The organism is Mycobacterium sp. NPDC050041, from assembly GCF_049541695.1.
Lineage (GTDB): Bacteria > Actinomycetota > Actinomycetes > Mycobacteriales > Mycobacteriaceae > Mycobacterium.
The window spans coordinates 60,386-86,026 of sequence record NZ_JBMVDG010000006.1; the positions used below are offsets into that span (position 1 = coordinate 60,386).

At 69.0% G+C, this 25,641-nt stretch carries 32 protein-coding genes; 20 read left to right on the forward strand and 12 right to left on the reverse strand.

From position 1 onward, the window contains the following. Window positions 1–28 precede the first annotated feature (28 nt). The gene (locus ACPCHZ_RS19125; RefSeq protein WP_423486171.1) at window positions 29–766 is read right to left on the reverse strand and encodes a glucose 1-dehydrogenase; all 738 of its coding nucleotides are present in this window, start codon (window positions 764–766) and stop codon (window positions 29–31) included. A 75-nt stretch (window positions 767–841) separates the two neighbouring features. On the opposite strand from ACPCHZ_RS19125, the gene ACPCHZ_RS19130 reads away from it, so the two are divergent. Further along, a complete protein-coding gene (locus tag ACPCHZ_RS19130) occupies window positions 842–1,918 on the forward strand; it encodes a diacylglycerol kinase (RefSeq protein ID WP_423486172.1) in 1,077 nt (358 codons plus the stop codon). An 11-nt stretch (window positions 1,919–1,929) separates the two neighbouring features. Here ACPCHZ_RS19130 and ACPCHZ_RS19135 read toward each other — a convergent pair whose 3' ends face one another. From ACPCHZ_RS19135 to ACPCHZ_RS19150, 4 genes are all read right to left on the reverse strand, one after another. Continuing rightward, a complete protein-coding gene (locus tag ACPCHZ_RS19135; RefSeq protein WP_423486173.1) occupies window positions 1,930–2,391 on the reverse strand; it encodes an ATP-binding protein in 462 nt (153 codons plus the stop codon). A 54-nt stretch (window positions 2,392–2,445) separates the two neighbouring features. Continuing rightward, window positions 2,446–2,838, reverse strand: a complete 393-nt coding sequence (locus ACPCHZ_RS19140; RefSeq protein WP_423486174.1) for an STAS domain-containing protein — start codon at window positions 2,836–2,838, stop codon at window positions 2,446–2,448. A 275-nt stretch (window positions 2,839–3,113) separates the two neighbouring features. Next, the gene (locus ACPCHZ_RS19145; protein WP_423486175.1) at window positions 3,114–3,458 is read right to left on the reverse strand and encodes an aminopeptidase; all 345 of its coding nucleotides are present in this window, start codon (window positions 3,456–3,458) and stop codon (window positions 3,114–3,116) included. 94 nt (window positions 3,459–3,552) lie between these two features. Continuing rightward, a complete protein-coding gene (locus tag ACPCHZ_RS19150; protein ID WP_423486176.1) occupies window positions 3,553–4,332 on the reverse strand; it encodes an HAD family hydrolase in 780 nt (259 codons plus the stop codon). A 144-nt stretch (window positions 4,333–4,476) separates the two neighbouring features. Here ACPCHZ_RS19150 and ACPCHZ_RS19155 point away from each other — a divergent pair, with 144 nt between their 5' ends. From ACPCHZ_RS19155 to ACPCHZ_RS19170, 4 genes are all read left to right on the forward strand, one after another. Further along, window positions 4,477–5,610: a nitronate monooxygenase gene (locus ACPCHZ_RS19155; RefSeq protein ID WP_364983903.1), complete on the forward strand. Its 1,134-nt coding sequence runs from the start codon at window positions 4,477–4,479 to the stop codon at window positions 5,608–5,610. A 64-nt stretch (window positions 5,611–5,674) separates the two neighbouring features. After that, window positions 5,675–6,118 carry a hypothetical protein gene (locus ACPCHZ_RS19160; RefSeq protein ID WP_423486177.1) on the forward strand — a complete coding sequence of 148 codons (444 nt, stop codon included), beginning with the start codon at window positions 5,675–5,677 and terminating at the stop codon, window positions 6,116–6,118. 101 nt (window positions 6,119–6,219) lie between these two features. After that, entirely contained in the window at window positions 6,220–6,810 is a 591-nt protein-coding gene (locus ACPCHZ_RS19165) for a TetR/AcrR family transcriptional regulator (protein ID WP_423486178.1), read from the forward strand. Further along, complete coding sequence (locus ACPCHZ_RS19170) at window positions 6,797–9,046, forward strand: molybdopterin-dependent oxidoreductase (protein WP_423486179.1); 2,250 nt, start codon at window positions 6,797–6,799, stop codon at window positions 9,044–9,046. The genes ACPCHZ_RS19165 and ACPCHZ_RS19170 overlap by 14 nt, the downstream gene beginning before the upstream one ends. On the opposite strand, the gene ACPCHZ_RS19175 is transcribed toward ACPCHZ_RS19170, so the two are convergent. Continuing rightward, on the reverse strand, window positions 9,043–9,498 hold the full coding sequence (locus ACPCHZ_RS19175) for a hypothetical protein (RefSeq protein ID WP_423486180.1): 456 nt from the start codon (window positions 9,496–9,498) through the stop codon (window positions 9,043–9,045). The two genes, ACPCHZ_RS19170 and ACPCHZ_RS19175, sit on opposite strands and share 4 nt — an antisense overlap. 228 nt (window positions 9,499–9,726) lie before the next feature. Between ACPCHZ_RS19175 and ACPCHZ_RS19180 the strand changes: the two genes are divergently transcribed. Further along, the gene (locus tag ACPCHZ_RS19180; RefSeq protein ID WP_423486404.1) at window positions 9,727–10,977 is read left to right on the forward strand and encodes a cytochrome P450; all 1,251 of its coding nucleotides are present in this window, start codon (window positions 9,727–9,729) and stop codon (window positions 10,975–10,977) included. On the opposite strand, the gene ACPCHZ_RS19185 is transcribed toward ACPCHZ_RS19180, so the two are convergent. Then, window positions 10,947–11,285: a hypothetical protein gene (locus ACPCHZ_RS19185; RefSeq protein ID WP_423486405.1), complete on the reverse strand. Its 339-nt coding sequence runs from the start codon at window positions 11,283–11,285 to the stop codon at window positions 10,947–10,949. The two genes, ACPCHZ_RS19180 and ACPCHZ_RS19185, sit on opposite strands and share 31 nt — an antisense overlap. Before the next feature lie 123 nt (window positions 11,286–11,408). Between ACPCHZ_RS19185 and ACPCHZ_RS19190 the strand changes: the two genes are divergently transcribed. The 4 genes from ACPCHZ_RS19190 to ACPCHZ_RS19205 all read left to right on the forward strand — a co-directional run bounded on the left by ACPCHZ_RS19190 (window position 11,409) and on the right by ACPCHZ_RS19205 (window position 14,133). Continuing rightward, a complete protein-coding gene (locus ACPCHZ_RS19190) occupies window positions 11,409–12,185 on the forward strand; it encodes a helix-turn-helix domain-containing protein (RefSeq protein WP_423486181.1) in 777 nt (258 codons plus the stop codon). A gap of 73 nt (window positions 12,186–12,258) precedes the next feature. Next, complete coding sequence (locus ACPCHZ_RS19195) at window positions 12,259–12,675, forward strand: lipoprotein LpqH (protein ID WP_423486182.1); 417 nt, start codon at window positions 12,259–12,261, stop codon at window positions 12,673–12,675. Window positions 12,676–12,724: 49 nt separating this feature from the next. Continuing rightward, window positions 12,725–13,447: a FadR/GntR family transcriptional regulator gene (locus tag ACPCHZ_RS19200; RefSeq protein WP_423486183.1), complete on the forward strand. Its 723-nt coding sequence runs from the start codon at window positions 12,725–12,727 to the stop codon at window positions 13,445–13,447. Next, entirely contained in the window at window positions 13,444–14,133 is a 690-nt protein-coding gene (locus ACPCHZ_RS19205) for a sterol desaturase family protein (RefSeq protein WP_423486184.1), read from the forward strand. Before ACPCHZ_RS19200 ends, ACPCHZ_RS19205 begins: the two co-directional genes overlap by 4 nt. On the opposite strand, the gene ACPCHZ_RS19210 is transcribed toward ACPCHZ_RS19205, so the two are convergent. Both ACPCHZ_RS19210 and ACPCHZ_RS19215 read right to left on the reverse strand, forming a co-directional pair. Continuing rightward, entirely contained in the window at window positions 14,117–14,869 is a 753-nt protein-coding gene (locus ACPCHZ_RS19210; RefSeq protein WP_423486185.1) for a L,D-transpeptidase, read from the reverse strand. The genes ACPCHZ_RS19205 and ACPCHZ_RS19210 overlap by 17 nt on opposite strands. Before the next feature lie 126 nt (window positions 14,870–14,995). Further along, entirely contained in the window at window positions 14,996–15,610 is a 615-nt protein-coding gene (locus ACPCHZ_RS19215; protein WP_423486186.1) for a Pr6Pr family membrane protein, read from the reverse strand. 96 nt (window positions 15,611–15,706) lie between these two features. Between ACPCHZ_RS19215 and ACPCHZ_RS19220 the strand changes: the two genes are divergently transcribed. Continuing rightward, entirely contained in the window at window positions 15,707–17,173 is a 1,467-nt protein-coding gene (locus tag ACPCHZ_RS19220; protein ID WP_423486187.1) for a peptide MFS transporter, read from the forward strand. A gap of 3 nt (window positions 17,174–17,176) precedes the next feature. On the opposite strand, the gene ACPCHZ_RS19225 is transcribed toward ACPCHZ_RS19220, so the two are convergent. Continuing rightward, on the reverse strand, window positions 17,177–18,127 hold the full coding sequence (locus ACPCHZ_RS19225) for a threonine ammonia-lyase (RefSeq protein ID WP_423486188.1): 951 nt from the start codon (window positions 18,125–18,127) through the stop codon (window positions 17,177–17,179). Between the two features lie 115 nt (window positions 18,128–18,242). Between ACPCHZ_RS19225 and ACPCHZ_RS19230 the strand changes: the two genes are divergently transcribed. The 5 genes from ACPCHZ_RS19230 to ACPCHZ_RS19250 all read left to right on the forward strand — a co-directional run bounded on the left by ACPCHZ_RS19230 (window position 18,243) and on the right by ACPCHZ_RS19250 (window position 22,031). Beyond that, window positions 18,243–18,692 carry an acyl-CoA thioesterase gene (locus ACPCHZ_RS19230; protein ID WP_423486189.1) on the forward strand — a complete coding sequence of 150 codons (450 nt, stop codon included), beginning with the start codon at window positions 18,243–18,245 and terminating at the stop codon, window positions 18,690–18,692. A 66-nt stretch (window positions 18,693–18,758) separates the two neighbouring features. Continuing rightward, entirely contained in the window at window positions 18,759–19,748 is a 990-nt protein-coding gene (gene speB, locus ACPCHZ_RS19235; RefSeq protein WP_364984191.1) for an agmatinase, read from the forward strand. 7 nt (window positions 19,749–19,755) lie between these two features. Further along, on the forward strand, window positions 19,756–20,253 hold the full coding sequence (locus tag ACPCHZ_RS19240; RefSeq protein ID WP_423486190.1) for a GNAT family N-acetyltransferase: 498 nt from the start codon (window positions 19,756–19,758) through the stop codon (window positions 20,251–20,253). Between the two features lie 57 nt (window positions 20,254–20,310). Next, a complete protein-coding gene (locus ACPCHZ_RS19245; protein WP_423486191.1) occupies window positions 20,311–21,780 on the forward strand; it encodes an MFS transporter in 1,470 nt (489 codons plus the stop codon). Then, on the forward strand, window positions 21,777–22,031 hold the full coding sequence (locus tag ACPCHZ_RS19250; protein ID WP_423486192.1) for a hypothetical protein: 255 nt from the start codon (window positions 21,777–21,779) through the stop codon (window positions 22,029–22,031). The genes ACPCHZ_RS19245 and ACPCHZ_RS19250 overlap by 4 nt, the downstream gene beginning before the upstream one ends. On the opposite strand, the gene ACPCHZ_RS19255 is transcribed toward ACPCHZ_RS19250, so the two are convergent. Continuing rightward, window positions 22,028–22,912 carry a cyclopropane mycolic acid synthase family methyltransferase gene (locus ACPCHZ_RS19255; RefSeq protein WP_423486193.1) on the reverse strand — a complete coding sequence of 295 codons (885 nt, stop codon included), beginning with the start codon at window positions 22,910–22,912 and terminating at the stop codon, window positions 22,028–22,030. The genes ACPCHZ_RS19250 and ACPCHZ_RS19255 overlap by 4 nt on opposite strands. 182 nt (window positions 22,913–23,094) lie before the next feature. On the opposite strand from ACPCHZ_RS19255, the gene ACPCHZ_RS19260 reads away from it, so the two are divergent. After that, window positions 23,095–23,298 carry a hypothetical protein gene (locus ACPCHZ_RS19260; RefSeq protein ID WP_423486194.1) on the forward strand — a complete coding sequence of 68 codons (204 nt, stop codon included), beginning with the start codon at window positions 23,095–23,097 and terminating at the stop codon, window positions 23,296–23,298. Window positions 23,299–23,333: 35 nt separating this feature from the next. Continuing rightward, a complete protein-coding gene (locus ACPCHZ_RS19265; protein WP_423486195.1) occupies window positions 23,334–23,891 on the forward strand; it encodes a chorismate mutase in 558 nt (185 codons plus the stop codon). A 15-nt stretch (window positions 23,892–23,906) separates the two neighbouring features. Here the strand turns inward: ACPCHZ_RS19265 and ACPCHZ_RS19270 are convergent, their stop codons facing one another. Then, window positions 23,907–24,194 carry a putative quinol monooxygenase gene (locus ACPCHZ_RS19270; protein ID WP_423486406.1) on the reverse strand — a complete coding sequence of 96 codons (288 nt, stop codon included), beginning with the start codon at window positions 24,192–24,194 and terminating at the stop codon, window positions 23,907–23,909. Window positions 24,195–24,300: 106 nt separating this feature from the next. Here ACPCHZ_RS19270 and ACPCHZ_RS19275 point away from each other — a divergent pair, with 106 nt between their 5' ends. Further along, complete coding sequence (locus ACPCHZ_RS19275) at window positions 24,301–25,137, forward strand: SDR family oxidoreductase (protein WP_423486196.1); 837 nt, start codon at window positions 24,301–24,303, stop codon at window positions 25,135–25,137. Between the two features lie 5 nt (window positions 25,138–25,142). After that, window positions 25,143–25,640, forward strand: a complete 498-nt coding sequence (locus tag ACPCHZ_RS19280) for a DUF6653 family protein (RefSeq protein ID WP_423486197.1) — start codon at window positions 25,143–25,145, stop codon at window positions 25,638–25,640. The last annotated feature ends 1 nt before the right edge of the window (window position 25,641 follow it).

Here is a 25,641-nt window from a genome sequence, read left to right on the forward strand (position 1 = left end):
ACCTCGACCACAGCGCGCGGACGGGAACTCAGAGCTTGTGCGGAACGTCGTTGACCAGTCCGCCGTCCATCACGAATTCGGCACCGGTGGCGTAGGCCGAGTCGTCACTGGCCAGGAACACCACGAAGGTCGCCACTTCGTCGGACTGGCCCGGCCTGCCGAGCGGGATGGTGAGCATGTTGTCGGGGAAGTGCTTGGTCATCGGTGTGCGGATGAAGCCCGGGTGGATGGAGTTCACCCGGATCTTGTGCGCGCCGAGTTCCAGGGCCGCGGACTTGGTGATGCCGCGGACCGCCCACTTGGACGCCACGTAGGGATGCACCATCACCGCGCCGCGCATTCCCTCGATCGACGACACGTTGATGATGGAACCGCCGCCTGCGGTCTTCATCGCCTCCACGCTGGCCTGCATGCCGAGGAACGTGCCGGTGAGATTGACGTCGATCACCTTCTGCCACTTGGCCATGTCGAACTTGCCGATCTGGCCCAGCGCGACGATGCCCGCATTGTTGACGAGGACGTTGAGCAAACCGAAGTCCGTGACCGCGAGATCGACCGCGGCGGCCCACTCGTCGGCGGAGGTGACGTCGAGATGGACGTAGCGGGCCGAGTCACCGATCTCGTCGGCGAGCGCCTTGCCCTCGTCGTCGAGAATGTCGCCGATCACCACTTTGGCGCCCTCGGCGACGAGCATCCGCGCATGCGCAGCGCCCATGCCGCGAGCGCCGCCACTGATCAGTGCAACTTTTCCATCTACCCGTCCCATGACGGGTCAGGCTACCCTAGGGGCTCGCTCAACTAGAACCTGTTCCAGTTTTGTCGCTCGATACGAGGAGAATCAATGGCGATTCGCGTGGCCCACGTCGGCACCGGCAACGTCGGCCGGCTGGCGCTGACCGGACTGCTGACCAACCCGGAGTACGAGCTGACATCGGTCTGCGTGTCGACACCGGAGAAGGTCGGCCGAGACGCCGGTGAGCTTGCCGGACTTGACATCTCGACGGGAATCACCGCCACCGACGACCTGGGCGCGCTGCTGGAGACCAAGCCGGACTGCGTCGTCTACTGCGCGATGGGCGACACCCGCGGGCCCGACGCGATCGCCGACGTCATGCGGCTGCTCGCGGCCGGAGTCGACGTCGTCGGTTCCGCCCCGGTGGTGTTGCAGTTTCCGTGGAAGCTGATGCCGAGGAAGTACATCGACATGGTGGAGGACGCCGCGCGCCAGGGTGGTTCCAGCCTCTTCATCACCGGCGTCGATCCCGGCTTCGCCAACGATCTGATCCCCTTCGCGTTCGCCAGCACCTGCCAACGCATCGAACAGGTGCGCTGCATGGAGATCGCCGACTACGCCACCTACGACGGTGCCACCGTGATGTTCGACGTGATGGGCTTCGGCAAACCCCTCGACGATCTGCCCATCCTCTTCCAGCCCGGGGTGCTCAGCATCGCGTGGGGCACCACCATCCGGCAGCTGGCCGCCGGCCTCGGCGTGGAGATCGACGACATCACCGAGAGCTACGAGCGCGAGCCCGCACCCGAGGCGTTCGACATCGCCGCAGGCCACGTTCCCGCAGGAACCGTCGCGGCAATGCGCTTCGAGATCCGCGGCATGGTCGGTGGCCGTCCGGCCATCGTGGTCGAACACGTCACCAGGCTCCGTGGTGACCTCCGCCCGGACTGGGCGCAGCCCGCCCAACCCGGCGGCTCGTACCGGGTCGAGATCACCGGCGAACCGTCCTACACCGTCGACATCTGCCCCACCAGCGACCGGGGCGATCACAACCACGCCGCGATCGTGGCCGCCGCGGGCCGGATCGTGAACGCGATCCCGGCGGTGGTGGCCGCACCGCCCGGCATCCGCACCACCCTCGACCTGCCGTTCATCACCGGCAAGGGGCTGTTCGCCGCGAACTAGCGGCCGGCCCGTCAGGAGCCGGAGACTCCGTCGCGACCGTGCACCCCGGTCCACTCGAGGTGCACCCTCGTGCCCTCGGAGGTCGGCGTGATCGACGCATTGTCGCTGAGCGCATGCATCAGCGGGATGCCGCGCCCGCGCAGCCGGTTCTGCGGCGCCGGATTCGGCGGCCGCCAGGTTCCGTGATCGGTGATGGTCACGCTGAGTTTGCCGTCGCGCGCGTTGAAGTTGGCGAGGATGTCCATCGTCCCGGCGCGCTCGGCGTTGACGTAGGCGAATTCCGCGGCGTTGGCCAATGCCTCGTTGGTCGCCAACAGCAGATCGTTGACGCGGGTCTGGTCGAGCTCGAAATACTGATCCAGCCAGCGGGCGAGTTCTTCCCGGGTGTGGGCCGCGTTGTGCGCGTCGGCGGTGAGGCCGACGCGCACGAAATTCTCGGCGTTGGCGACGTCAGCCGGAACAGAATCGATCATGGCAGTTCTGCTGTACCCGTTCGGTCCTCGTCCTATGCGGTGTCCTGTGCGGCGTCAGCCACTCAGTGCGGCGACGGCCTCGTCGACGGTGCTGTAGAGCGGGATGATGTCCGCGATGCCGAGCAGTTTGAGCGGACGACTGGTCGCGGGTCCCTCGGCCACGACGCACAGCGTCACCTTCGGCGTCACCTCGTCGTGCACGGCGACGAGGATGCCCATCCCGGCCGAGGCGAGGAAGTCGACCGCGGTGAAGTCCACGACCAGACCGGAGGGTTCCTGGGACACCGCCTTGCGGATGGCGTCCTCGAGTTGCGGCGCGGTCAGCATGTCGACCACGCCGGCTACCGATACGACGACCACCCGGTCCACCCAGCGTTCGCTGGTCTGGCAGTTCGTCGCCTCGGTGGCGGTCGAGTGCTCGACCGCGGCTTCGCGCTGTTCCTCCACTGATCCACCTCCCGCGTGAGCCGCCTCGTTGACGACGGCGGCGCGCACGCAAACATAACGCTCGCAAGGCTGTGGGCTGAACCTGGCAAGTCCTCTAGCGGCAGTTCGCCCGCCGCCGGGAGCGCCGAGGACGAGACGTCTGCCGACGCAACCGGGACCAGAGTAAACCAGATTTCGCGCGAGCCGGCCCACGACGCCGACCCATGCGGCCGGCTGATCGGGGTGGACAGGCGGTATTGACGGAGTTCAGCGCGCTGTCTAGACGTGCTAGGCGATCACAGGCCCGCGGGACTGCCGCGCCTGCCCCGCAGCAGCACCGCGCCGACCAGCACCACCGCGCCAACCACCGCGAGCGGGATCGTCCACGACCGCCTGCTGGACACCGCGGAGTCGCACAGCGCCACGAAGTCGGTGTGCGGGACCAGCTGGTTGAGTACCGGCACTCCTCCCACGCCGCTGTTGTTGGCGGACTGAGCGGCCGACTTGTCGGCCACCGCCGCATTGCCGCAGCCCACGCTCTTGCCGTCCGAGTCCGACACCGAGACCGGCACCAACAGCCCGATCACACCGGCGACCAGAAGGATCGCTCCGATGAGCATTGCCAATCGTCGTGCCGTCACGCACCGCTCCCTTGTCGAGGTTGTCGAGAACAGCGCGAGGCTACCCACCGCGACCAGCGGCCAAACCGCGGCGAACCCGTTGCCGGCGAGGCAGTCATCGAGGTCGTCGCGCGCCGCGCCGGACGCCGGCGAGCTGCAGCACCGGCCAGCCCTGCCGTCGCGCCGCGGCCGCGAGGCCGGGCCGCGGATTCACCGGCCGGGGGTGGCCGACCAGCCGCATCAAGGACTCATCTTCGTCGCCGTCGGCGTAGAACCAGCTGTCCCGCAGGCTGATACCGCCGGCGAGGCAGAACTGTTCGACGGCGGTGGCCTTCTGCGGTCCCCACACCACCGGCCGGACGATGTCACCGGTGAGTCGGCCGAGGCCGTCCACCTCGAAGTGGTTGCACACCACATGGTCGATGCCGAGGAAGCGGGCCACCGGTTCGGCGTGGATGGTCAGCGCCGAGGAACTCATCACCACCGTGTGGCCGCGCTGTTGATGCGCCGAGACCACCTCGCGCATGTGCGGGTACACCCAGGCCGCGACTCTCGCGACGAACAGTCTCTCGCCGAGGTCATCGAGTTCGGCCAGCGATTCGCCGCGCAGATAGCCCGCAGCCCTGACGACGAGCCGCTCGAACTGCATCCGGCCGAGCCGGTACCGCACCGCGGCCTCCATGACGCCGAGCACCTCGCCGACGCCGGCCTGTCTGCGCCGGATGCGGTCGCCGGCGTGCGCCGTCGCGGTGAATCCGTCGACCAGGGTGCCGTCGAGGTCGAAGAACGCCCCCACCGTGGCGCCGCCCGGCCCGCCGCCGATCTCGGCCACCGACTCGGCCGGTGACAGCGGCCGGCCCGCCGCATCCCGCTTCGGTTCTTCTGAGGAGTTCACGTCCGGCCCAGTACACCACTCGGTGCCGACACCGTCGGTCGCCACTCATGGTGGTCGGCTTCCCCGACGCACCTCGGACGGGGTACCGTCGACAGAACTAGAACACGTTTCAGTTCGCTGACCGGTCCACCCTAGGAGCGCCGAATGCACACCGCCCTCTGCGACGAACTCGGAATCGACCTCCCGATCTTCGCCTTCACCCACTGCCGGGACGTGGTCGTCGCGGTGAGCAAGTCCGGCGGCTTCGGCGTGCTGGGCGCCGTGGGCTTCACGCCCGAGCAGCTCGAGATCGAACTGAAGTGGATCGACGAGCACATCGGCGACCACCCCTACGGCGTCGACATCGTGATCCCCAACAAGTACGAGGGCATGGATTCCACAGATCTGTCGCCGGAGGTGCTCAAGAAGACGCTCAACGATCTCGTGCCCGACGAGCATGTGGAGTTCGCCCGCAAGATCCTCGCCGATCACGGGGTGCCGGTCGATCACAGCGACGACGATGCGATGCAACTGCTCGGCTGGACCGAGGCGACCGCCACGCCGCAGGTCGAGGTGGCGCTGCAGCACCCGAAGTGCACGCTGATCGCCAACGCGCTCGGCACTCCGCCGGCCGACATGATCAAGCACATCCACGCCGAGGGCCGCAAGGTCGCGGCGCTGTGCGGTTCCCCGTCGCAGGCACGCAAGCACGCCGATGCCGGTGTCGACATCATCATCGCCCAGGGCGGAGAGGCCGGCGGCCACTGCGGTGAGGTCGGGTCGATCGTGCTGTGGCCGCAGGTGGTCAAGGAGGTCGCGCCGGTCCCTGTGCTGGCCGCGGGCGGGATCGGCAGCGGCCAGCAGATCGCCGCAGCACTGGCTCTCGGCGCGCAGGGCGCCTGGACCGGTTCGCAGTGGGTGATGGTCGAGGAGTCCGAGCACACCCCGGTGCAGCACGCGGCCTACGCCAAGGCATCGAGCCGCGACACCGTGCGCAGCCGGTCGTTCACCGGTAAGCCGGCGCGGATGTTGAAGAACGACTGGACCGAGGCGTGGGAGAATCCCGACAACCCGAAGCCACTCGGAATGCCGTTGCAGTACATGGTGTCCGGCATGGCGGTGGCCGCGACCCACAAGTACCCGAACGAGAGCGTCGACGTCGCGTTCAACCCGATCGGTCAGGTGGTGGGCCAGTTCACCAAGGTCGAGAAGACCGCGACGGTGATCGAGCGCTGGGTGCAGGAGTACATCGAGGCCACCAGTGCGCTCAACCAGCTCAACGAGGCCGCAGGCGTCTGACTCCCCCACCGCGACACGCGTTCGTGCTGCAGGGTTGCCGGCGCCGACCGGGTTAGCCTGACGAATGGCCGAAATGTCATCGTCGGCGCGCCTCCGGTGCGGCACCGTCGGCGCACTGCTCTGCCTGGCCGCCGCGGCAGGCGCGACGTGGCCGGCTGCCACGGCGATCGCTCAACCGGAGTCTGAATTCACTACGGACGAACGGGGTTTCGTCGACACGGCAGCGCACTGCCAGGGTGCTGCGGTGGCGGTCGCGTATGGCCGGACCGCGGAGTCGCTGGTGGCGATCTGCGCGGGCGCGGGCGGTCAGCTCCAGTTCCGTGGTGTGCGGCTCGAGGACGACGCGGCGCTGATGCTGGCCGCGGAACCGACGACCGGTGGCTACGTCGCGGTGAACGACGGCGTCACGTACACCGTCACCCCCACCGCGCTGACGGTCGCCTCGGGCGTGGACACCGTGATCCGGCAGCCGATGGTCGACTACCGCGGCGCCGGACAACCCGGATAGCAGCCCCACCCCTTCCCGTTCCGTCACCCCGACGGCGCCGGGTCTGGCGCTGCGCACTCCCGTTATGTAGGTTCACATACATAACGGCGGAAGGAGCCGGTGTGTCCAGTCCTCGTGAACGCATGGTGGCCTCCGCGGCCCTGCTGATCCGGGAGCGTGGCGCGCACCCGACGGCCATCGCCGACGTGCTCGCCCACAGCGGCGCACCGCGCGGCTCGGCCTACCACTACTTCCCCGGCGGGCGGAATCAACTGCTCTGCGAAGCGGTCGACTACGCCGGTCAGTACATGGCGGACCGGATGTCGCGGGCCACCAGCGCCGTGCAGATGCTCGACGCCCTGATGTCCGGATATCGCAGACAACTCGTCGACACCGACTTCCGGGCCGGATGTCCGGTGGTCGCGGTCTCCGTCGAGGCGGGAGACCCCGAGCAGCCGGATCCGCAGCGTGCGGTGATCGACCGCGCGGCTGCGGCGTTCGCCCGGTGGACCGATCTCATCAGGACCCGGCTGGAGCTCGACGGCGTGCCCGCGGGGCAGTCGGACGAACTGGCCATGCTGATCCTCACCGCCTTCGAAGGCGCCATCGTCGTCGCCCGCGCCGGCCGCGACGTCACACCGCTGGACCTGGTGCACCGCCGGCTGCGGGCACTGCTGGAGACTGCGACAGGAGACCACCGTGACGACGACTGAATGGCAGCCGACCGCCTGCATCCTCTGTGAGTGCAACTGCGGCATCGTGGTGCACACCGAGGACCGGACGCTGGCGAAGATCCGGGGCGACAAGGACCACCCCGCATCACAGGGCTACACCTGCAACAAGGCGCTGCGCCTCGACCACTACCAGAACAACGCCGGCAGGCTGACCTCACCGATGCGCCGGCGCGCCGACGGCAGCTACGAGGAAATCGACTGGGACACCGCCATATCGGAGATCGCGGACGGATTCCGGCGGATCCGGGACGCCTACGGCGGCGACAAGATCTTCTACTACGGCGGTGGCGGGCAGGGCAACCATCTCGGCGGCGCCTACAGCGGTGCGTTCCTCAAGGCGCTGGGGTCGCGCTACCGGTCGAATGCATTGGCGCAGGAGAAGACCGGCGAGCACTGGGTGGACGCGCAGCTGTACGGCGGCCACACCCGCGGGGAGTTCGAGCACGCCGAGGTGGCGGTGTTCGTCGGGAAGAACCCGTGGATGTCGCAGAGCTTTCCGCGGGCCCGGGTGGTGCTCAACGACATCGCCAAGGACCCCGACCGCGCCATGATCGTCATCGACCCGGTGGTCACCGACACCGCGAAGATGGCCGAGTTCCACCTGCGCGTCCGGCCCGGCACCGATGCCTGGTGCCTGGCCGCGATGGCGGCCGTGCTGGTTCAGGAAGACCTCTGCGACGAGACGTTCCTGGCCCAGCACGTCGACGGGGTGGAGCCGGTGGTCGCGGTTCTGCGTGAGGTGCCGGTGAGCGAGTATGCCGCCCGCTGCGGTGTCGCCGAGGAGTTGTTGCGCGCCGCGGTGCGCCGCATCGCCGCCGCCCGGAGCGTCTCGGTGTTCGAGGACCTCGGCATCCAGCAGGCGCCCAACAGCACGCTGTGCTCCTACCTCAACAAGATGCTGTGGATCCTCACCGGGAACTTCGGCAAGCGCGGTGGCCAGCACCTGCACTCGTCGTTCGCGCCGCTGTTCGGCGCGGGCGGCGTCGGCCGCACCCCGGTGACCGGCGCGCCGGTGATCGCCGGGCTGGTGCCGAGCAACGTCGTACCGCAGGAGATCCTCACCGACCACCCGGACCGCTTCCGCGCGATGGTGGTCGAGAGCAGCAACCCGGCTCACTCGGTGGCCGACTCCGCCTCCTGCCGCGCCGCATTCGAGGCACTCGAGCTGCTCGTGGTGATCGACGTGGCGATGACCGAGACGGCCCGGCTGGCGCACTACGTGCTGCCCGCCGCCACCCAGTTCGAGAAGCCGGAGGCCACGTTCTTCAACCTCGAATTCCCGCACAACACCTTCCACCTCCGCCACCCCCTCTTCCCGCCGCTGCCGGGCACGCTGCCCGAGCCGGAGATCTGGGCGCGGCTGGTCCGTGCGCTCGGGATCGTCGGCGACGACGAGTTGCGGCCGCTGCGGCGTGCGGCCGAGGAGGGTCTGGAGGCCTATACCGAGGCGTTCCTGACGGCCGTCGGCGCCAACCCCGGGCTGAGCCGGGTGCTGCCGTTCGTGCTCTACGAGACCCTCGGGCCGACGCTGCCCGAAGGACTTGCCGGGGCTGCGGCGCTGTGGGGACTCGCGCAGAAGACGGCGATGGCCTACCCCGACGCGGTCCGGCGCGCGGGCCACGCCGACGGCAACGCGCTGTTCCGTGCGATCCTCGCCGGCCGCTCGGGCGTCACCTTCACGGTGCACGAGTACCTCGACGACTTCGGCCTGATCGGTCATGCCGATCACCGGATCGCCCTGGAGATCCCGGAGCTGCTCGACGAGGTGCTGGCCCTGCGTCCCGAACGAGACCCGCTGACGTCGGTCGACTTCCCCGTCGTGCTCTCGGCCGGGGAGCGGCGCGCCTACACCGCCAACGACATCCTGCGCGACCCGGCATGGCGCAAACGCGACGCCGACGGGGCGTTGCGCATCAGCCCGCAGGACGCCGCTGCGTTCGGCCTGTCCGACGGCGGACGGGCGAGGATCACCACGGCGGCGGGTACCGCAGAGGCCGGTGTCGAAGTGACCGACATGATGCTGCCGGGCCACGTGTCGCTGCCGAACGGCTACGGCGTCGACTACCGCGACGAGGGCGGCGTCCAGATCCCCGGTGTCGCGCCCAACGCGTTGACCTCCACCGACTGGCGCGATGCATTCGCGGGCACGCCATGGCACAAACACGTTCCGGCCCGCATCGAGCCCGTCGCCGAAGCGGTTGCCGCGGCCGATTAAGCCGGTGGTGAGGGCGGCGGCGGCACCGGCGCAGGGGCGGGTGGCGGCACGGCCGCGACAGGGGCCTGCGGGCCTGCGGGCAGATGAGGCGGCGGTACCGCATCGGGGTTGAGTGGACGCTGGGTCAGCAGGAGCAGGGCGTCACGCCCGCTGACCTCCTGCGTCTGCATCGCGTGCCAGAGGTCCTGCAGGTAGGACAGTCCGCGACCCGGCGCCGGGCCGGTGGGGACGTCGGATGTTCCGGGCGGCAGGTTCTCGGGGCTCGGCAGGTGCGGCACGCCTTCGGCAGGCGCCGGGGCCGCGGCCGCCACCACGGGTTGAGCTTCGACGCCGGGCGCCGGTGGACCGGGTGGCGCGGGCGGTCCCGGTTGCGCCGGCGCCTGCGCCGACATCACGATGGCCAACGCCGCACCTGCGGCGGCGAGCACTGCCCCACGCTCGAAGAGACCCATACCGACCGCCCTTTCCCTGCGTCCCGGTGTCATCCCATTGTCTTCTCTGACCTTGATTTTGTTACCAAAGTGGCCGATGTTCTCCGACGGATCACGGCAGCGACCGTCGGCGGTGCGGTGCCGGCCGGATTACCCGAACCAGGGGTGACCGTCGCATCCGTGGTGTAGCAATGGATTACCGGCCTGTAGACGATGTCGTTTCCGAGGGAGCCGCCCGTGACCATCAGCGTGCCCGTCCCCGGCCTGCCTCCCGGGTTCGACTTCACCGATCCCGACCTCAACCGCGAGCGACTGCCGGTGCAGGAGCTGGCCGCGCTGCGGCGCACCGCGCCGATCTGGTGGAACGCGCAGCCCGACGGGATCGGCGGATTCGACGACGGCGGCTACTGGGTGGTGACCAAACACCACGACGTCAAGGAGATCTCCAAGCGCAGCGACGTGTTCTCCAGTCTCGAGAAGACCGCCCTGCCGCGCTATCCCGAGGGGTCGACGGGTGAGCAGCTCGAGACCGGGAAGTTCGTGCTGCTGAACATGGACGCCCCGCACCACACCCATTTGCGAAAGATCATCTCGCGCGGCTTCACCCCACGGGCGGTCGAACGGCTCCGTGAGGACCTCGCCCACCGCGCCCAGAACATCGCCAAGAACGCGACCGCCGAAGGCACGGGCGACTTCGTCGAGCAGGTGTCGTGCGAGCTGCCGCTGCAGGCGATCGCGGGACTCCTCGGTGTACCGCTCGAGGACCGCAAGAAGCTGTTCGACTGGTCCAACCAGATGGTCAGCGACGACGACCCGGAGTTCGCCCACCACGACAATCGCAACGCCGCAGTCGAACTCATCATGTATGCGATGCAACTGGCCGCGATGCGCGCCGAGCAACCCGGCGAGGACATCGTCACCAAGCTCATCGAGGCCGACGTCGACGGGCACAAGCTCACCGACGACGAGTTCGGGTTCTTCGTGGTGCTGTTGGCGGTCGCAGGCAACGAGACGACCCGGAACTCCATCACCCACGGCATGATCGCGTTCACCGAGTTCCCGGAACAGTGGGAGGCCTACAAGAAGGAGCGGCCGGCCACCGCGGTGGACGAGATCGTCCGGTGGGCGACGCCCGTGACGTCGTTCCAGCGCACCGCACTGGTCGACTACGACCTGTCCGGGGTGCGGATCCAGAAGGGCCAGCGCGTCGTGATGTCCTACCGGTCGGCGAACTTCGACGAGGAGGTGTTCGACGACCCGTTCTCCTTCGACATCTTCCGTGATCCCAACCCGCATGTCGGATTCGGCGGCACCGGCGCGCACTACTGCATCGGCGCCAACCTGGCCCGGATGACGATCGACCTGATGTTCAACGCGATCGCTGACCACCTGCCGGACCTCAAACCGGTCTCACCGCCGGAACGGCTGCGGTCCGGCTGGCTCAACGGCATCAAGCACTGGCAGGTCGACTACACCGGGGGCGGGGCGGGCGCGCGCTGACGGGACGCCGTTGCGGAGGGATAGTCGATGATCGACCGCCAGTAGTCCTCCGGGATCTCCGTGTTCGATCGGAGCACCATCGCCAGGCCGGTGGCCATCGCCAGGCCGAGCACTCCGAGCCACAGTCCGGCGAGGCCGATGACCACCCACAGCGCCGTCGTGACCGCGGGCCACGGGGACACCAGCGTGAGTGCGGGCGCGAAGAAGAAGCCGGCGCCGATGTACCACGCGGAACCCGCGCGGTCGGACGCCAGCACGAAGCGCAGCCACCGCGGGATGGCACGGTCGGCGCCGGTGGTGTGCGGCATCAGATCTGGCATCGGTGCTCCTCAGCTCGGCGGGACACCGTCAACGGTGCCGCGTTCGGGTAAGCGGGGCAATTACCTCAGAGGTAGTCGCCGGCCGGCGGCTCGTGCGGTGACACTGTGGTGATGACGAGCGCGCACACCTCGACACCGCCGTTCGGAACGCTGCTGCGGACCTGGCGGGAGAGACGCCGGCTCAGCCAGCTCGACCTCGCGAATCAGGCCGACGTGTCGGCACGGCACGTCAGCTTCATCGAGACGGGCCGTTCGGTGCCCAGCCGGGCGATGGTGCTGAAACTGGCCGACGCCATGGACGTCCCGCGCCGCGAGCAGAACCAGCTGCTGACCGCGGCCGGCCTGGCGCCGGTGTACACCGAGCGCGCGCTCGAGGACCCCGACATGGCGGCGGTCCGCGCGGGCATCACCCGGGTGCTGGACGCCTATGACCCCTTTCCGTGCGTGGTGGTCGACCGCCGGTGGAACATCGTGGCGGCCAATGCGGGTGCCGGTGTGCTGCTCGACGGGGTCGCGCCACATCTGCTCGCCGAGCCCAACGCGCTGCGCATCGCCCTGCACCCGGACGGACTGGCGCCCAGGATCCGCAATCTGGGTCAGTGGCGGCACCACCTGGTGACCCGGTTGCGCCGCGAGGTGGCCGCAGGCGGCTCCGCCGCCTTGACCGAGCTGCTCACCGAAATCGGGTCCTACGGCGCGGATTCGACGCAGGCACCGGACCTCGGCGGTGTCGCGGTGCCGTTGGAGCTGACCACGCCGCAGGGGGTGCCGCTGACCTTTCTGAGCATGGTCACCACCTTCGGCACCGCTCTGGACCTCACCGCCGCCGAACTGAGCATCGAGGCGTTTCTGCCGGCAGACGAGCAGACCGCCGCCGCTTTGCGCTGACCGACGGGGTTTGTCCGGCGACTGTGCCGGGAAAGCGCCCGTGCGGACGGGACGACGTGGATAAGGTGACGACGTGGACAGCCGGATCATCGCAGTTGCTGGAGCAGTACTGGTCGCCGGACTCGGCGCGTGCTCGACGCCGCCTGCGGCGGTGGGCACACACACCGCGCGGGTGAGCATCAACGGCAAGAACATCAATCCCCCGCCGGCGATCCGGTGCATACAGCAGGGCTGGAACTGGCTCGTCGAGACGCCGGACAAGGAATCGGGTTTCCGTGCCGCGATCTCGACCGGCGACAAGATCACCGCGCAGTCGGTCGAGATCCGTGGACTCGACGGTTTCACCGGCGCGTTCTGGGAAGGCACGAACGGCGACGGCAAGGCGACCGTCGACAACGGCCGCATCACCATTTCCGGCACGGCGCAGGGCGAGTTCGAGGGCAATTCCGACGAGGCGACCGCCACGTTCGACATCGAGACGAAATGCTGACTGGTCTGACCACTTGACCTCTGGCCAATAGCCATGTCAGGCTGGCGGCATGCCGCTGCAGCCTGTCCACCGCCGATCCGTCCCTGAGGACGTCTTCGACCAGATCATGTCCGGCGTCCTCACCGGCGAGATGGCGCCCGGAGACGCCCTGCCGAGCGAGCGGCGGCTCGCCGAGGTGCTCGGCGTGTCCCGGCCTGCGATCCGTGAAGCGCTCAAACGCCTCGCCGCGACCGGCCTCGTCGAAGTGCGGCAGGGCGACACCACCACCGTGCGCGACTACCGCAGACACGCCGGGCTGGACCTGCTTCCCCGGTTGCTGCTGCACGGGGGCGATGTCGACGTCTCCGTGGTGCGCAGCATGGTCGAGACCCGCCTGCACAACGGCCCGAAGGTGGCCGAACTGGCGGCACGGCGGCGCCCCGACGACCTCCCGGACCGGCTCGACCAGGCGGTCCACACGCTGGACGTCGAGGAGGACCCGATCGACCGGCAGCGCCACGCACTGAGTTTCTGGGATCTGGTGGTCGACGGCGCGGACTCCATCGTGCTCCGGCTGATGTACAACACGCTGCGCGCCACCTACGAACCGGCACTGCCCGCGCTCGCCACCCTGATGGCCGACGAGGTCGGGCGTCCCGACGCCTATCGCGCCGTCGCCGACGCCGTCCGCCTGCGTGACCCGGCCGCCGCAGCGGAGGCGGCGCACCGGCTGCTCGAGCCGGCATCCACCGCCCTGCTGACCGCCCTCGACGCCCTGGAGGAGACACGATGAACACCACCGCCGGCCGCCGCCCGCGCAACGGGTTCACCCTCTCCGACGGCGCGCGGGAGTTCACCAGACATCCTTCGCCGTGGATGATTGCGGCGCTGCTGCTGAGCGCCGCCGCCGCCCGGGTCATGACCGGCGACTGGCGGATCACCGACGCGGTCGTGCCCGTGGTGATGGTCGCGCTCTTCCCGTTCCTGGAGTGGGTGATCCACGTGTGCGTCCTGCACTGGCGGCCCAGGCGCGTGGGCCGGCTCGTCGTCGACCCCCTGCTGGCGCGCAAACACCGTGAGCACCATGTTGATCCGCGCGACATCCCTGCCGTCTTCATCCCCTGGCGCGCACTGCTGTGGGTGCTGCCCGCCGCAATCGCCGTCGCGCTGCTCGCGTTCCCGCGGCTCGGGATGGGGCTGACGTTCCTGACCTGCCTCGCGGTGCTGGGCATCGGTTACGAGTGGTGCCACTACCTGATCCACAGCGATTACAAGCCCAGAACGGGTGTCTACCGGGCGATCTGGCGCAACCACCGCCAGCACCACTTCAAGAACGAGCACTACTGGTTCACGGTCACCAGCACCGGCACCGCTGATCGCCTGCTTGGGACGCATCCCGATCCCGCAGGCGTGCAGACGTCACCGACAGCCAAGAACCTGCACGCACAGCTTGACGAAAGCGTCAGGCCTGCACGATGATCGGGTCGCCGATGCGGACCATGTCGAAATACCACGCGGCGTTGTCCGGGCTGAGGTTGATGCAGCCGTGGCTCACGTTGCTGTTGCCCTGGGATCCGACCGACCAGGGAGCAGAGTGCACGTACACCCCGCCCCAGGTGACCCGGACGCCGTACTCACCCTTGATCAGGTAGCCCTCGGGATCGTCGAGGGGGATGCCGATCGTGCGTGAGTCGAAGGTGACGTTGCGCTGTTTCTCCAGCGCCGTGAAGGAGCCGGTCGGCGTTGCGAATCCCGGCTTGCCCATCGAGGCGGGCATCTCGCGCAGCACCTCGTCGTCCATGCTCACGGTGAACGTGTGCGCGCTGATGTCGGCCACAGCGACCACCGCGGCCGAGGTCTCGAAGCTCGCCGGCGCACCGCCCACGGAGAGCGAGATCGTGGAGTGCGCCGGCCAGAAGCCCTCCGGCTCCCAGGAGACCACACTGTTGCTCCGCCAGACGAAGTCACCTGAGGGAGTCCGCGGCGAGTCGAACACGATGGAGCGCTCCGCCGCCCGGCGGTCGGTGACCGGAGCATCGAAGGACACGACGACCGGATGCGCCACGCCGACGACGGCGCCGGGCGCGGGTTCGACCTTGGCGACCCGCAACGTGGTGTCGACCGCCGCCGAACCGACGGAAACCGATCCGGCCAGCGCGGTGATGGCAATGCCGGCAACCACGGCGAATCTTCGGACCGCTTTGCGCACCGTCATGCGCCCAGTGTAGTTCGTTACACGCGGCCCGGCCGAGAAGCGCTGGCCCGCACGTGGGTACACGCCCGCGGCGACGACATCAGATTCATCCACGTCTCCTTCATCGTCGCACGCCGTCGAATCGTTTCACCCGGACCGCAACCGTGCTGGTGGCGCCGTGCGGCCGAGCGCCATCACGCCGTAGCCCAGGGCCAGGAAAACGGCGGCGAGCAGGGCGATGTTGGCGACCACGGTCGACAGCCCGACGCTCTGCGGATCCAGGAAGTAATAGGGCGCGCGCCGGCCGGCGTGGTTGAGCACCACGAGCGCCAACACCACGTACACCGCCGGATAACCCAGCCAGAGCAGCGGCTGCCACCACCTGATCCCGGACCGCGCCAGCAGCCACTCGGCCAGCACCAGCATCGGGACCACCACATGCAGCAGGAAGTTCGCCGGCGTGTATCCCATGCTGTAGTCGGTCAGCACGAGATTCCACACCAGCCCGGCGACCACCACGTAGACCACGACGGCGCCGCGCAGTCCGGCGCGGGCGTCGGCACGCGCCGACACCAGGGTGCACAGATAGAACGCCGCGGCAAGCAGGTTGGCCTGGTAGGTGAAGGTGATCAACCGCCACAGGACACCCGAGCGCGACGACAACTCCACCACGACCACCGCGGCCACCACCGCCGCCACGATGGCCACCCGCAGGACAAGCCGCACGATCTGCGATACGTGCCGTGTTCTGGTGCCCTCCACCCCCGCGAGGTTAGCGGCTGCCCGGCGTCACCCGCCGCCGCCGGGAGCGGTTCTGATTCCCGCGCCCACCGGCCGGTGCCGTGGCAAGGTGTCGGCATGACAGCGGTGGACGAGGCCCAGGAGCGGCCGGCCGGACGGACGCTCTTCGGGCACCCCGTCGGCCTGGCCAATCTGTTCGGCGTCGAACTGTGGGAGCGATTCTCCTACTACGGGATGGTCACCATCCTGGGTTACTACCTCTACTACGAGGTCACCAAGGGCGGGCTGGGTCTGCCGCAGGCCACCGCGACAGGCATCGTCGGCGCGTACGGCGGATTGGTGTATCTGTCCACCGTGCTGGGCGGCTGGGTCGCCGACCGGCTGCTCGGCATGGAGCGCACCGTGTTCTACGGCGGTGTGGTGGTGATGCTGGGGCACATCGCGCTGGCGCTGCTGCCCGGTCTCGCCGGGGTCGGGACCGGTCTGGTGTTCGTCGCACTCGGGTCGGGAGCGCTCAAGGCCAACGCCTCATCGCTGCTCGGCACGCTGTACGCGAAGGGCGATCCGCGCGCCGACGGCGGGTTCACCCTCTTTTATCTGGGCATCAACCTCGGCGCATTCATCGGCCCGCTCATCACCGGCCTCCTGCAGAACAGCCTCGGTTTCCACTACGGCTTCGGAGCCGCGGCGATCGGGATGGCCCTCGGGTTGATCCAGTACGTCGTCTTCCGCCGCAATCTGGGGACGCACGGACGTGACGTTCCGAACCCATTGCCACACAGTAAGATCGGCGTTTTCGTCGGATTGTTCGTCGCGGCGGCAGCCGTAGTCGCGGTCGGCCTCGGCACCGGACTGGTGACGCTGGCGAATCTGTCCCAGGTCACCACGGTGGTGATCGTGGCGGCATCCATCCTGTACTTCGTGGTGATGCTGACCAGTAAGAAGGTCGAGCCCATCGAGAAGACCCGGGTCCGGGCCTTCATCCCGCTGTTCATCGCCAACGCGGTGTTCTGGTCGCTGTTCCAGCAGATCTTCACCGTGCTCGCGGTGTACTCCGACGAGCGGATGAACTGGTCGATCTTCGGGTGGACCGCACCGTCGAGTTGGATCGGCTCCATCGAACCGGTGTGGATCATCCTGCTCTCACCGGTGTTCGCGGTGATGTGGACCCGGTTGGGCACCCGCGCGCCGACCACCCCCCGCAAGTTCGCCTACGGCGTGATGGGAATGGGCGCCGCGTTCCTGTGTTTCCTGCCGATGGCAGGCACCACGGGCCGGACGGTCCCGGCGCTGTTCGTGGCCGGAGTCCTCGCCGTGTTCGCGGTGTCGGAACTGCTGCTGTCGCCGATCGGCCTGTCGGTCACCACGAAGCTCGCGCCCGAGGCGTTCCGGGCGCAGATGATGGCGCTGTACTTCTTCTCCGTCGGGCTCGGCACCGCGATGTCGGGCGTGCTCGCCGGGTACTACGACCCGGCACGCGAATTCGCGTACTTCGGGATCCTCGGGGCGGTTGCCATCGCGGTGGGTGCCGTCGTCTTCGCGGTGTCAGGACCGATCAGCCGGCTGATGGAGGGTGTGCACTAGCGGTCAGCCGGCCAGGATCTGTTGCAGCGCGGCGGGGTCGATGTTGCCGCCCGACACGATGACGACCGTCCGGCCGGGTGGTGCCACGCGGCGGCGGTGGGCGGCCAGCGCGACCGCGCCGCTGGGCTCGGCCACCAGGTGCGCCCGGAACGTCAGTTCCCGCACGGCGGAACGGATCTCGTCCTCGGACACGGTGAACACGTCGTCGAGCACGTGCTGCAGATGGGCGAAGGTGAGCTCGGAGGGCTGGGAGCGCAGACCGTCGGCGATCGTGCGGTTGCGACGCTCGATGGGCCAGTCGACGCGGTGGCCCAGCCGCAGCGCCTCGGCCGTGTCGGCGGCCAGTTCCGGTTCCACGCCGAACACCCTGGCGTGCGGGCAGAGTGCCTTGATGGCCGTGCCGATGCCCGACGCCAGCCCGCCGCCGCTGACCGGGACGAGCACGTTGTCGACCTCGGGCAGGTCCTCGGCGATCTCCAACCCGATGGTGCCCTGGCCGGCGATGATGTCCGGGTGGTCGAACGGCGGCACCAGCACGCCGCCGGTGCGCTCGACCAGCTCGGCGGCGACCGCCTCACGCCGGCCCGGTCCGCACAGCACCACCTCGGCGCCGTGGCCGCGGGTCGCCTCGACCTTGACCGCCGGTGTCTCCTCGGGCATGACGATGTGTGCCGGGCAACCGAATCGGGCGGCGGCGAACGCGACCGCCTGCGCGTGGTTGCCGCTCGAGTAGGCCACCACACCGCGGGCCCGCACGTCGGGGTCGAGGCGGCCGATGGCGTGGAAGGCGCCGCGGACCTTGAACGCCCCTACGGCCTGCAGGCTCTCGGGTTTGAGCCACAGTGGGCGGTCCGGGTCGCCGGCCCAGCCTGCCGGCACCAGCGGGGTACGGAGGACGGCGTCACGGATCCGGTCGGCCGCGGCGCGGATGTCGTCGATCGTGACGAGTTGCACCCACCCAGTGTGCCCGCGACCCGGGTCGGCCCGTGCGGCGGGCGTGAAGCCCGTGTCGCGGCCAGGTCCGTTGTCGCCGGAAAGCCCGTCGGCCCACGCGGTTAGGGTGAGCCTCGTGTCCACCGATCCTTCGCCACCGGGCTTCTCACTGCCGATCGTGCCGCGCTACGCGGAGGTCGACCAGCAGGGTGTGGTGTTCAACGGTCACTACCTCACCTGGTTCGACGAGGCCTGTACGGGTTTCCTCGACCACCTCGACGCGACGGAGTCCGCGCTGTTCGGCACGGGCCACGACCTGCAGGTGGTGCACACCGAAATCGACTACCTCGCACCGGTCCGGTGGCGCGACCGCGTCCGGGTGGCGGTTCGCTGCGATCGCATCGGCACGACGAGCTTCACGCTCGCCTTCATGGTGTTGCACAGCCGACCGGATCTGGCCGAGCGGGCCGCGGTGCTGGGTCGCACCGTCTATGTCGTGGTGGCGACCCAGGATTGGGTCAAGCGGCCGGTTCCCGACGAACTGCGGGCCGCGCTGACGGGATCGGGCGCCGGCGCGCCGTCGTAGCGGTACCGTCGTCGAATGGGCGATGCCGGTTCCGATGGCGGGCCGCGGCGCGAGCTGCCGCCCGGAATGGTCGAGCAACTCGAACTCGCCTACTCGGGCATGGTGTCCTTCGGCCAGCGGCCGGTGCTGACCGAGACCGGTCAACTCGAGGAATGGCGACCCGACGTCGCCATCGTGGGGGCGCCCTTCGACATCGGCACCACCAACCGGCCCGGCGCCCGGTTCGGCCCGCGCGCCATCCGGTCCACCGCCTACGAGCCCGGCACCTACCATCTCGATCTGGGGCTCGAGATCTTCGACTGGCTCGAGGTGGTCGACTTCGGTGACGCGTACTGCCCGCACGGTCAGACCGAGGTGTCGCACAACAACATTCGAGAACGGGTGCACGCCGTCGCGTCCCGCGGGATCGTGCCGGTGGTGCTGGGCGGCGACCATTCGATCACCTGGCCGGCCGCCACCGCGGTGGCCGACGTGCACGGCTACGGCAACGTCGGCATCGTGCACTTCGACGCGCACGCCGACACCGCCGACGACATCGAGGGCAACCTCGCCAGCCACGGCACACCTATGCGCCGCCTGATCGAGTCCGGTGCGGTACCGGGCACGCATTTCGTCCAGGTGGGCCTGCGCGGCTACTGGCCGCCGCAGGACACCTTCGAGTGGATGCTCGAACAGGGCATGACGTGGCACACCATGCAGGAGATCTGGGAGCGGGGATTCAAGGACGTCATGCGCGACGCAGTCGGCGAGGCGCTGGCCAAGGCCGACAAACTCTATGTGTCGGTCGACATCGACGTCCTGGACCCGGCACACGCCCCCGGCACGGGAACCCCTGAACCGGGCGGCATCACAAGTGCCGACCTGCTGCGGATGGTGCGACAACTGTGTTACGAGCACGACGTGGCGGGGGTCGACGTGGTCGAGGTCGCGCCCGCCTACGACCACGCCGAACTCACGGTGAACGCGGCCCACCGGGTGGTCTTCGAGGCGCTCGCCGGGATGGCTGCGCGCCGCCGCGATGCCGCAGGCGCGACGCCGGGCCCGCCGTCGAGGTGAGCCGGTGGTGACCGTGCGCCCGGCGGTCGAATCCGACCTCGCCGCCGTCGCCGAGATCTACGCCGAGCACGTCCTCGACGGCGTCGCCACATTCGAACTGGAACCACCCGACATCGCCGAATGGCGAAGGCGCCTGCGGACGGTGCGTAGCGCCGGCCTCCCGTTCCTGGTGGCCGCGGTGGCCGACGAGGTCGCCGGGTACGCGTACTGCGCGCCGTGGAAACCGCGTCCGGCCTACCGGCAGACCGTCGAGGACTCGGTCTATCTGGCGCCGGACGCAGCCGGGCGCGGCATCGGTGGCCGAGTGCTCGACCATCTCCTGGCCGACTGTGCGGCTGCGGACATCCGCCAGGTGATCGCCGTCATCGTCGATGCGGACGCGGCGGCTTCGGTTGCGCTGCACCGCAGCCGGGGCTTCGTCGAAGCCGGCAGGCTGACGGCGGTGGGCTTCAAGCACGGCCGGTGGCTCGACACCCTGCTGCTGCAGCGCGATCTCGGCGGGTGAGACGGCCGAACCTGGGTACTCCTGGCCTCGTCTCACCAACGACGGCAGGAGGCGGCCATGGGTTCGGGCACGATCACCACCGCGGTACCGGGACGGCTGGATCGCCTGCCCTGGTCCAAGTTCCACTGGCGGGTGGTACTCGGTCTGGGCGGGGTGTGGATCCTCGACGGGCTCGAAGTCACCATGGTCGGCAACGTCGCCTCGCGGCTGACCGAGGAAGGCAGCGGCATCGAACTCGGCGCCGGTCAGATCGGGATCGCCGCCGCGCTGTACATCGCGGGCGCCTGCCTTGGTGCGTTGTTCTTCGGTCAGCTCACCGACCGGTTCGGCCGCAAGAAGTTGTTCATCCTGACGCTCGTGGTCTACCTCGCCGCGACCGTGGCGACGGCGTTCTCGTTCGCGCCGTGGTACTTCTTCATCTGCCGGTTCCTGACCGGCGCCGGAATCGGCGGTGAGTACGCGGCGATCAACTCGGCGATCGACGAGTTGATCCCGGCCCGGGTCCGGGGGCGGGTGGACCTCGTCATCAACGGGTCGTACTGGTTGGGTGCCGCGGGCGGGGCTGTGGGGGCGCTGTTGCTGCTCAACACCGACATCTTCCCCGCCGACATCGGCTGGCGAATCGCATTCGGGATCGGCGCGGTGTTCGGGCTGGTGGTGCTCGTCGTCCGCCGCCACGTGCCGGAGAGCCCGCGCTGGCTGTTCATCCACGGCCGCGAGGACGAGGCCGAGCGCATCGTCGGCGACATCGAGGCCGAGGTGGAGCGCGAGACGGGACAGAAACTCGCCGAACCCGATGGCTCGCTGCGCATCCGGCAGCGCAAGACCATCTCGTTCGCCGAGATCGCCCGGGTGGCGTTCACCCGCTACCCCAGGCGCGCAGTTCTCTGCCTGGCCCTGTTCGTCGGTCAGGCGTTCCTCTACAACGCCTTCACGTTCAATCTCGGCACGCTGCTCAACGGGTTCTACGGGGTGGCCTCCGGTTCGGTCCCGGTGTTCTACGCCCTGTGGGCGGTGAGTAACTTCGCCGGACCGGTGCTGCTCGGGCACTTCTTCGACTCGGTCGGGCGAAAACCGATGATCGCGCTGTCCTATCTCGGATCGGCCGCGGTCGCCGTAGTCCTCGCGGGACTCTTCGTCATGGAGGTGGGCGGCGTCTGGGTCTTCCTCGCCGTGCTGATGGTGTGCTTCTTCCTGGCATCGGCGGGCGCGAGTTCGGCCTACCTCACGGTGAGCGAGATCTTCCCGATGGAGACGCGGGCCATGGCGATCGCCTTCTTCTTCGCGGTGGGCACCGCCGTCGGTGGCATCACCGGACCGCTGCTGTTCGGGCAGCTCATCGAGTCATCCGACCGCGGTCTGGCGGCCATCGGCTTTCTCGTCGGCGCGGCGGTGATGGCACTGGGCGGCATCGCCGAACTCGTGCTAGGTGTGAAGGCCGAGGGTCGGCGACTCGAGGACATCGCCGCGCCGCTGACCTCCGCCGACGACTCGCCTGAAGAGGCAACGGAGGGAGCCCGCCCGTGACCGTCGCCTGCCGCGTCTTCGGTCACAACCCGAGCTTCCGCGCCGAAGGACCGGTGATGCGCTGGGCCTGTGCCCGCTGCGGCGGCGATGCGGGCGAGAAGGAGTACCCGACCGCTGCGCACGCGACGCGGTACGCCACGGCGTTCAACCGGCGCGACGCCGACGACCTCGGTCGGCGGGCGCCGCTGCTGGGCCTGCTGCCGCTGCGGCTGTGGCGCAGGTTGCGCCGCCGCGACGGAACCGGTGATTAGCCCTTGGTCAGGGTGAACTGGCAGACGTCGGTGTAGCCCTCGCGGAACAGGTCGGCGCATCCGGTGAGGTACCTCATGTACCGCTCGTAGACCTCTTCGGACTGGATGGCGATCGCCTCGTCCTTGCGGGACTCGAGTGCGGCCGACCAGATGTCCAGCGTGCGGGCGTAGTGCAGCCGAAGCGGCTGCACCAGCTTGACCTCGAAGCCGGCCTTGCGGGCCCGCTCCTCGACGGCGCTGACCTGGGGCAGGTCCCCGCCCGGGAAGATCTCGTCCATGATGAACTTGAAGAACCGCAGCTTGTTCATCGTGATCGGCAGACCGCGCTCGGCGAACTCCTCGTTGCTGGGCTTGACGATGGTGTGCAGCATCATCACGCCGTCGGCGGGCAGCGCCTCGTAGGCCATCTTGAAGAACTCGTCGTAGCGGTCGCGGCCGAAGTGCTCGAACGCTCCGATGGAGACGATCCGGTCCACCGGCTCGTGGAACTGCTCCCAGCCCTGCAGCAGCACGCGCCGGTTCCTGGCGGTCTCCAGGCCGTCGAGCACCTTCTGCACGTGGGCCTGCTGGTTCTTGCTCAGCGTCAGTCCGACGACGTTCACGTCGTAGCGCTCGAGGGCACGCTTGATCGTGGTGCCCCAGCCGCAGCCGACGTCGAGCAGCGTCATGCCGGGCTGCAGCCCGAGCTTGCCCAGCGACAGGTCGATCTTCGCGAGCTGCGCCTCTTCCAGCGTCATGTCGTCGCGCTCGAAGTACGCGCAGCTGTAGGTCTGGGTCGGGTCGAGGAACAGCCGGTAGAACTCGTCGGACAGGTCGTAGTGGTGCTGGACGTCCTCGAAGTGCGGCTTCAGGTCCTGGGTCTCACTCGGTGTTTCTGGCAAGGTGCAACCTCTGAACGTTCGGTCTTCGTGATGTTGTCCGGCGCTCCGCTTGTCTCGAGAGCCGCCCCCGTTGACAGCGCAGTCTACGCACAGCACCCGCGGCGACCTGCATCGGTGAGCCGCCGCACTATCGTGGAGGCACGTCAGAGCGGACCGTTCGCAAGGTGAAGGGGGAACTGACCATGACCGATCCCGCATTCGACCGCGATGCCGCGGAAGCCGACGTCGCCGAACAGTCGATCCCCGTCGAGGTGAGCGACGACGATCCCGACCTGGCCGACGCGCGCACGGCGATCTCGCGCGACCAGGACGGAAGCGAGGCCGACCTGCTGGATCAGGCCATCGCGGTCCCCCTGACCGACGACGAACCGGACGTCGACCGCTGACCGCCCGCACTGCGGCCACGGGCCGCAGCCTCCGAATGGGCCTGTGTGCGGTCACGGTCCTACCGGTGGCGTGCGGGCTGTGGCCCGTCGCCACTGCGTCGGCGGACCCCACCTCGCCGTTGACCGCCCTGGTCGACACCGCGGCGCAGCGGCTGGCGGTCGCCGAGCCGGTGGCCGCGAACAAGTGGCACACCGGTGGGCCTATCACCGACCCCGCCCGCGCACAGCAGGTGCTCGACCAGGTGGCCGCCGATGCCGCAGCCCGTGGCATCGATGCCGGTCGAGTCCGTCGTATCTTCACCGACCAGATCGACGCCACCGAGGCGATCGAGTACAGCCGCTTCGCCCAGTGGAAGCTCGATCCGGTGTCGGCTCCCGAGCACAGCCCGGACCTGGCGGCGTCGCGTGCCACGATCGACGGCTTCAACCGCGCGATGGTCGCCGAGTTGGCCACCCACTGGACGCTGCTGCGCTCCCCTGACTGCGCCGCCCGGCTCGGGGAGGCCAGGGCCGGAGTCGGCGACGCCCGCGGGCTGGACGGGATGTACCGGCAGGCCCTCGACGCCGCCACCCGGTCGTACTGCGACCGCTGAAGGCCTGGGGCTCGCTCAGCTCAACGAGCGGGTGCCCGCGACGTCGTACTCGGCCACCGACGCGGACAGCATCGCCGCGCCCTGCTCTTCGCTGGGGCCGCTGCCGCGGAACGCCTCGACCGCCTCCTGCGACGCCCAGCGTTCGTAGACGTTCACCCGGCCGGCGTCGACGAGGTCCGCCGAGATCACGAAGTCCAGGCAGCCCGTCGCGGCACGGGCCTGCCTGACCACGTCGAGGCATCCGGCCAGGTAGGTGTCACGCTGCCCGGGCTCCACCGTCAGGTGTCCTGCCACGATGACCATGCGTCCTCCTCTGTTGCCGTCCATGTGCAGACCACGCTGCCGGGGCCGACTCATCGGTGCCAGGATGATCTCCGACAGCGAGGTCGACACGGCGAGGAGCGGACGGATGCCGGCAGCGGAGAAGTCGATATTCATCACCGGCGCCGGTAGCGGGATGGGTCGGGAGGGCGCGAAGCTGTTCCACCGCGAGGGTTGGCGGGTGGCCGCGGTGGACCGCAACGAGGACGGGCTGTCGTCGCTGCGTGCCGATGTGGGTGCCGACCGGCTCTGGACGGCGAGGGTGGACGTCACCGACAGGTCGTCCCTGGACGCGGCGCTGGCCGAGTTCTGCGGAGGCAACCCCGACGGCGGGCTCGACATGATGTGGAACAACGCAGGCATCGGCGAGTCGGGGTGGTTCGAGGACGTGCCCTACGACGCCGCGCTGCGGGTGGTCGAGGTGAACTTCACGGCCGTCCTCACCGGCGCCTACGGATCACTGCCCTATCTGAAGAGGCGGCCGGGCAGCCTGATGTTCTCGACGTCGTCGTCGTCGGCCACCTACGGCATGCCGCACATCGCCGTGTACTCCGCGACCAAACACGCCGTGAAGGGCCTCACCGAGGCGCTCAGCGTCGAGTGGCAGCGCCACGGGGTCCGGGTCGCCGACGTGCTGCCAGGGCTCATCGACACCGCCATCCTCGCCGAGACCCCCAACCACTCGGCCAACGGCCGGACCTCGACGCCGCAGGACGTCACCGCCTCCGCGCCGAAGAAGGGCATGTTCCGGCTGATGCCTGCGTCCAGCGTCGCCGACGCGGCGTGGGCGGCCTACCGGCATCCGCGTCGGATGCACTGGTACGTGCCCGAAAGCATCCGCTGGATCGACCGCCTCAAGGCCGTCAGCCCGGAGTGGGTGCGCGGCCGGATCGTCAAGGAACTCCCCACGATCACCGAGCGGTAGATCCGGTGACGCTGCAGGCCCGGCTGTCCGCGGTGTTCGGACTCCGAGATCCGGACTCGTGGCGCAGGCACGCCAACCCGTTCAGCGTCTACACCAGGATCCCGATCACGGTCGCGCTCGCGCTCGCGGTGTGGAGCCGGCTGTGGCTCGGCTGGTGGTCGCTCGTCCCCGTCGCCGCAGTGGTGGTGTGGACGGCGGTCAACCCGCGGGTGTTCCCGGCGCCCCGGACGTTCGACAGCTGGGCGTCGCGGGCGGTACTCGGCGAGAAGTACTGGGGCGAGCGAAAAGTCAGGCCAGTCCCGAAGCGGCACCGGACGGCGCCACTGGTACTCGGTGCGCTCAGCGCCGCCGGGCTGCCGTTCCTGGTGTGGGGTCTGCTGGTGTACGACCCGTGGCTGACGGCCTTCGGCGTCGCCGTCCAGACGGCAGGCAAGCTGTGGTTCATGGACCGGATGGCGCTGCTCTGCGACGACATGACGGTCGTCGACACCGACGCCGAATAAC

Excerpts from the sequence above, each read along its gene's own strand:
- ACPCHZ_RS19155 (WP_364983903.1), top strand. The coding sequence starts at position 4,477 with ATGCACACCGCCCTCTGCGACGAACTCGGAATCGACCTCCCGATCTTC.
- ACPCHZ_RS19130 (WP_423486172.1), top strand. The coding sequence starts at position 842 with ATGGCGATTCGCGTGGCCCACGTCGGCACCGGCAACGTCGGCCGGCTG.
- ACPCHZ_RS19245 (WP_423486191.1), top strand. The coding sequence starts at position 20,311 with ATGGGTTCGGGCACGATCACCACCGCGGTACCGGGACGGCTGGATCGC.
- ACPCHZ_RS19205 (WP_423486184.1), top strand. The coding sequence starts at position 13,444 with ATGAACACCACCGCCGGCCGCCGCCCGCGCAACGGGTTCACCCTCTCC.
- ACPCHZ_RS19175 (WP_423486180.1), bottom strand. The coding sequence starts at position 9,498 with ATGGGTCTCTTCGAGCGTGGGGCAGTGCTCGCCGCCGCAGGTGCGGCG.
- ACPCHZ_RS19160 (WP_423486177.1), top strand. The coding sequence starts at position 5,675 with ATGGCCGAAATGTCATCGTCGGCGCGCCTCCGGTGCGGCACCGTCGGC.
- ACPCHZ_RS19185 (WP_423486405.1), bottom strand. The coding sequence starts at position 11,285 with ATGCCGCACACCACCGGCGCCGACCGTGCCATCCCGCGGTGGCTGCGC.
- ACPCHZ_RS19210 (WP_423486185.1), bottom strand. The coding sequence starts at position 14,869 with ATGACGGTGCGCAAAGCGGTCCGAAGATTCGCCGTGGTTGCCGGCATT.
- ACPCHZ_RS19275 (WP_423486196.1), top strand. The coding sequence starts at position 24,301 with ATGCCGGCAGCGGAGAAGTCGATATTCATCACCGGCGCCGGTAGCGGG.
- ACPCHZ_RS19265 (WP_423486195.1), top strand. The coding sequence starts at position 23,334 with ATGGGCCTGTGTGCGGTCACGGTCCTACCGGTGGCGTGCGGGCTGTGG.
- ACPCHZ_RS19125 (WP_423486171.1), bottom strand. The coding sequence starts at position 766 with ATGGGACGGGTAGATGGAAAAGTTGCACTGATCAGTGGCGGCGCTCGC.
- speB (WP_364984191.1), top strand. The coding sequence starts at position 18,759 with ATGGTCGAGCAACTCGAACTCGCCTACTCGGGCATGGTGTCCTTCGGC.
- ACPCHZ_RS19135 (WP_423486173.1), bottom strand. The coding sequence starts at position 2,391 with ATGATCGATTCTGTTCCGGCTGACGTCGCCAACGCCGAGAATTTCGTG.
- ACPCHZ_RS19200 (WP_423486183.1), top strand. The coding sequence starts at position 12,725 with ATGCCGCTGCAGCCTGTCCACCGCCGATCCGTCCCTGAGGACGTCTTC.
- ACPCHZ_RS19270 (WP_423486406.1), bottom strand. The coding sequence starts at position 24,194 with ATGGTCATCGTGGCAGGACACCTGACGGTGGAGCCCGGGCAGCGTGAC.
- ACPCHZ_RS19260 (WP_423486194.1), top strand. The coding sequence starts at position 23,095 with ATGACCGATCCCGCATTCGACCGCGATGCCGCGGAAGCCGACGTCGCC.
- ACPCHZ_RS19190 (WP_423486181.1), top strand. The coding sequence starts at position 11,409 with ATGACGAGCGCGCACACCTCGACACCGCCGTTCGGAACGCTGCTGCGG.
- ACPCHZ_RS19220 (WP_423486187.1), top strand. The coding sequence starts at position 15,707 with ATGACAGCGGTGGACGAGGCCCAGGAGCGGCCGGCCGGACGGACGCTC.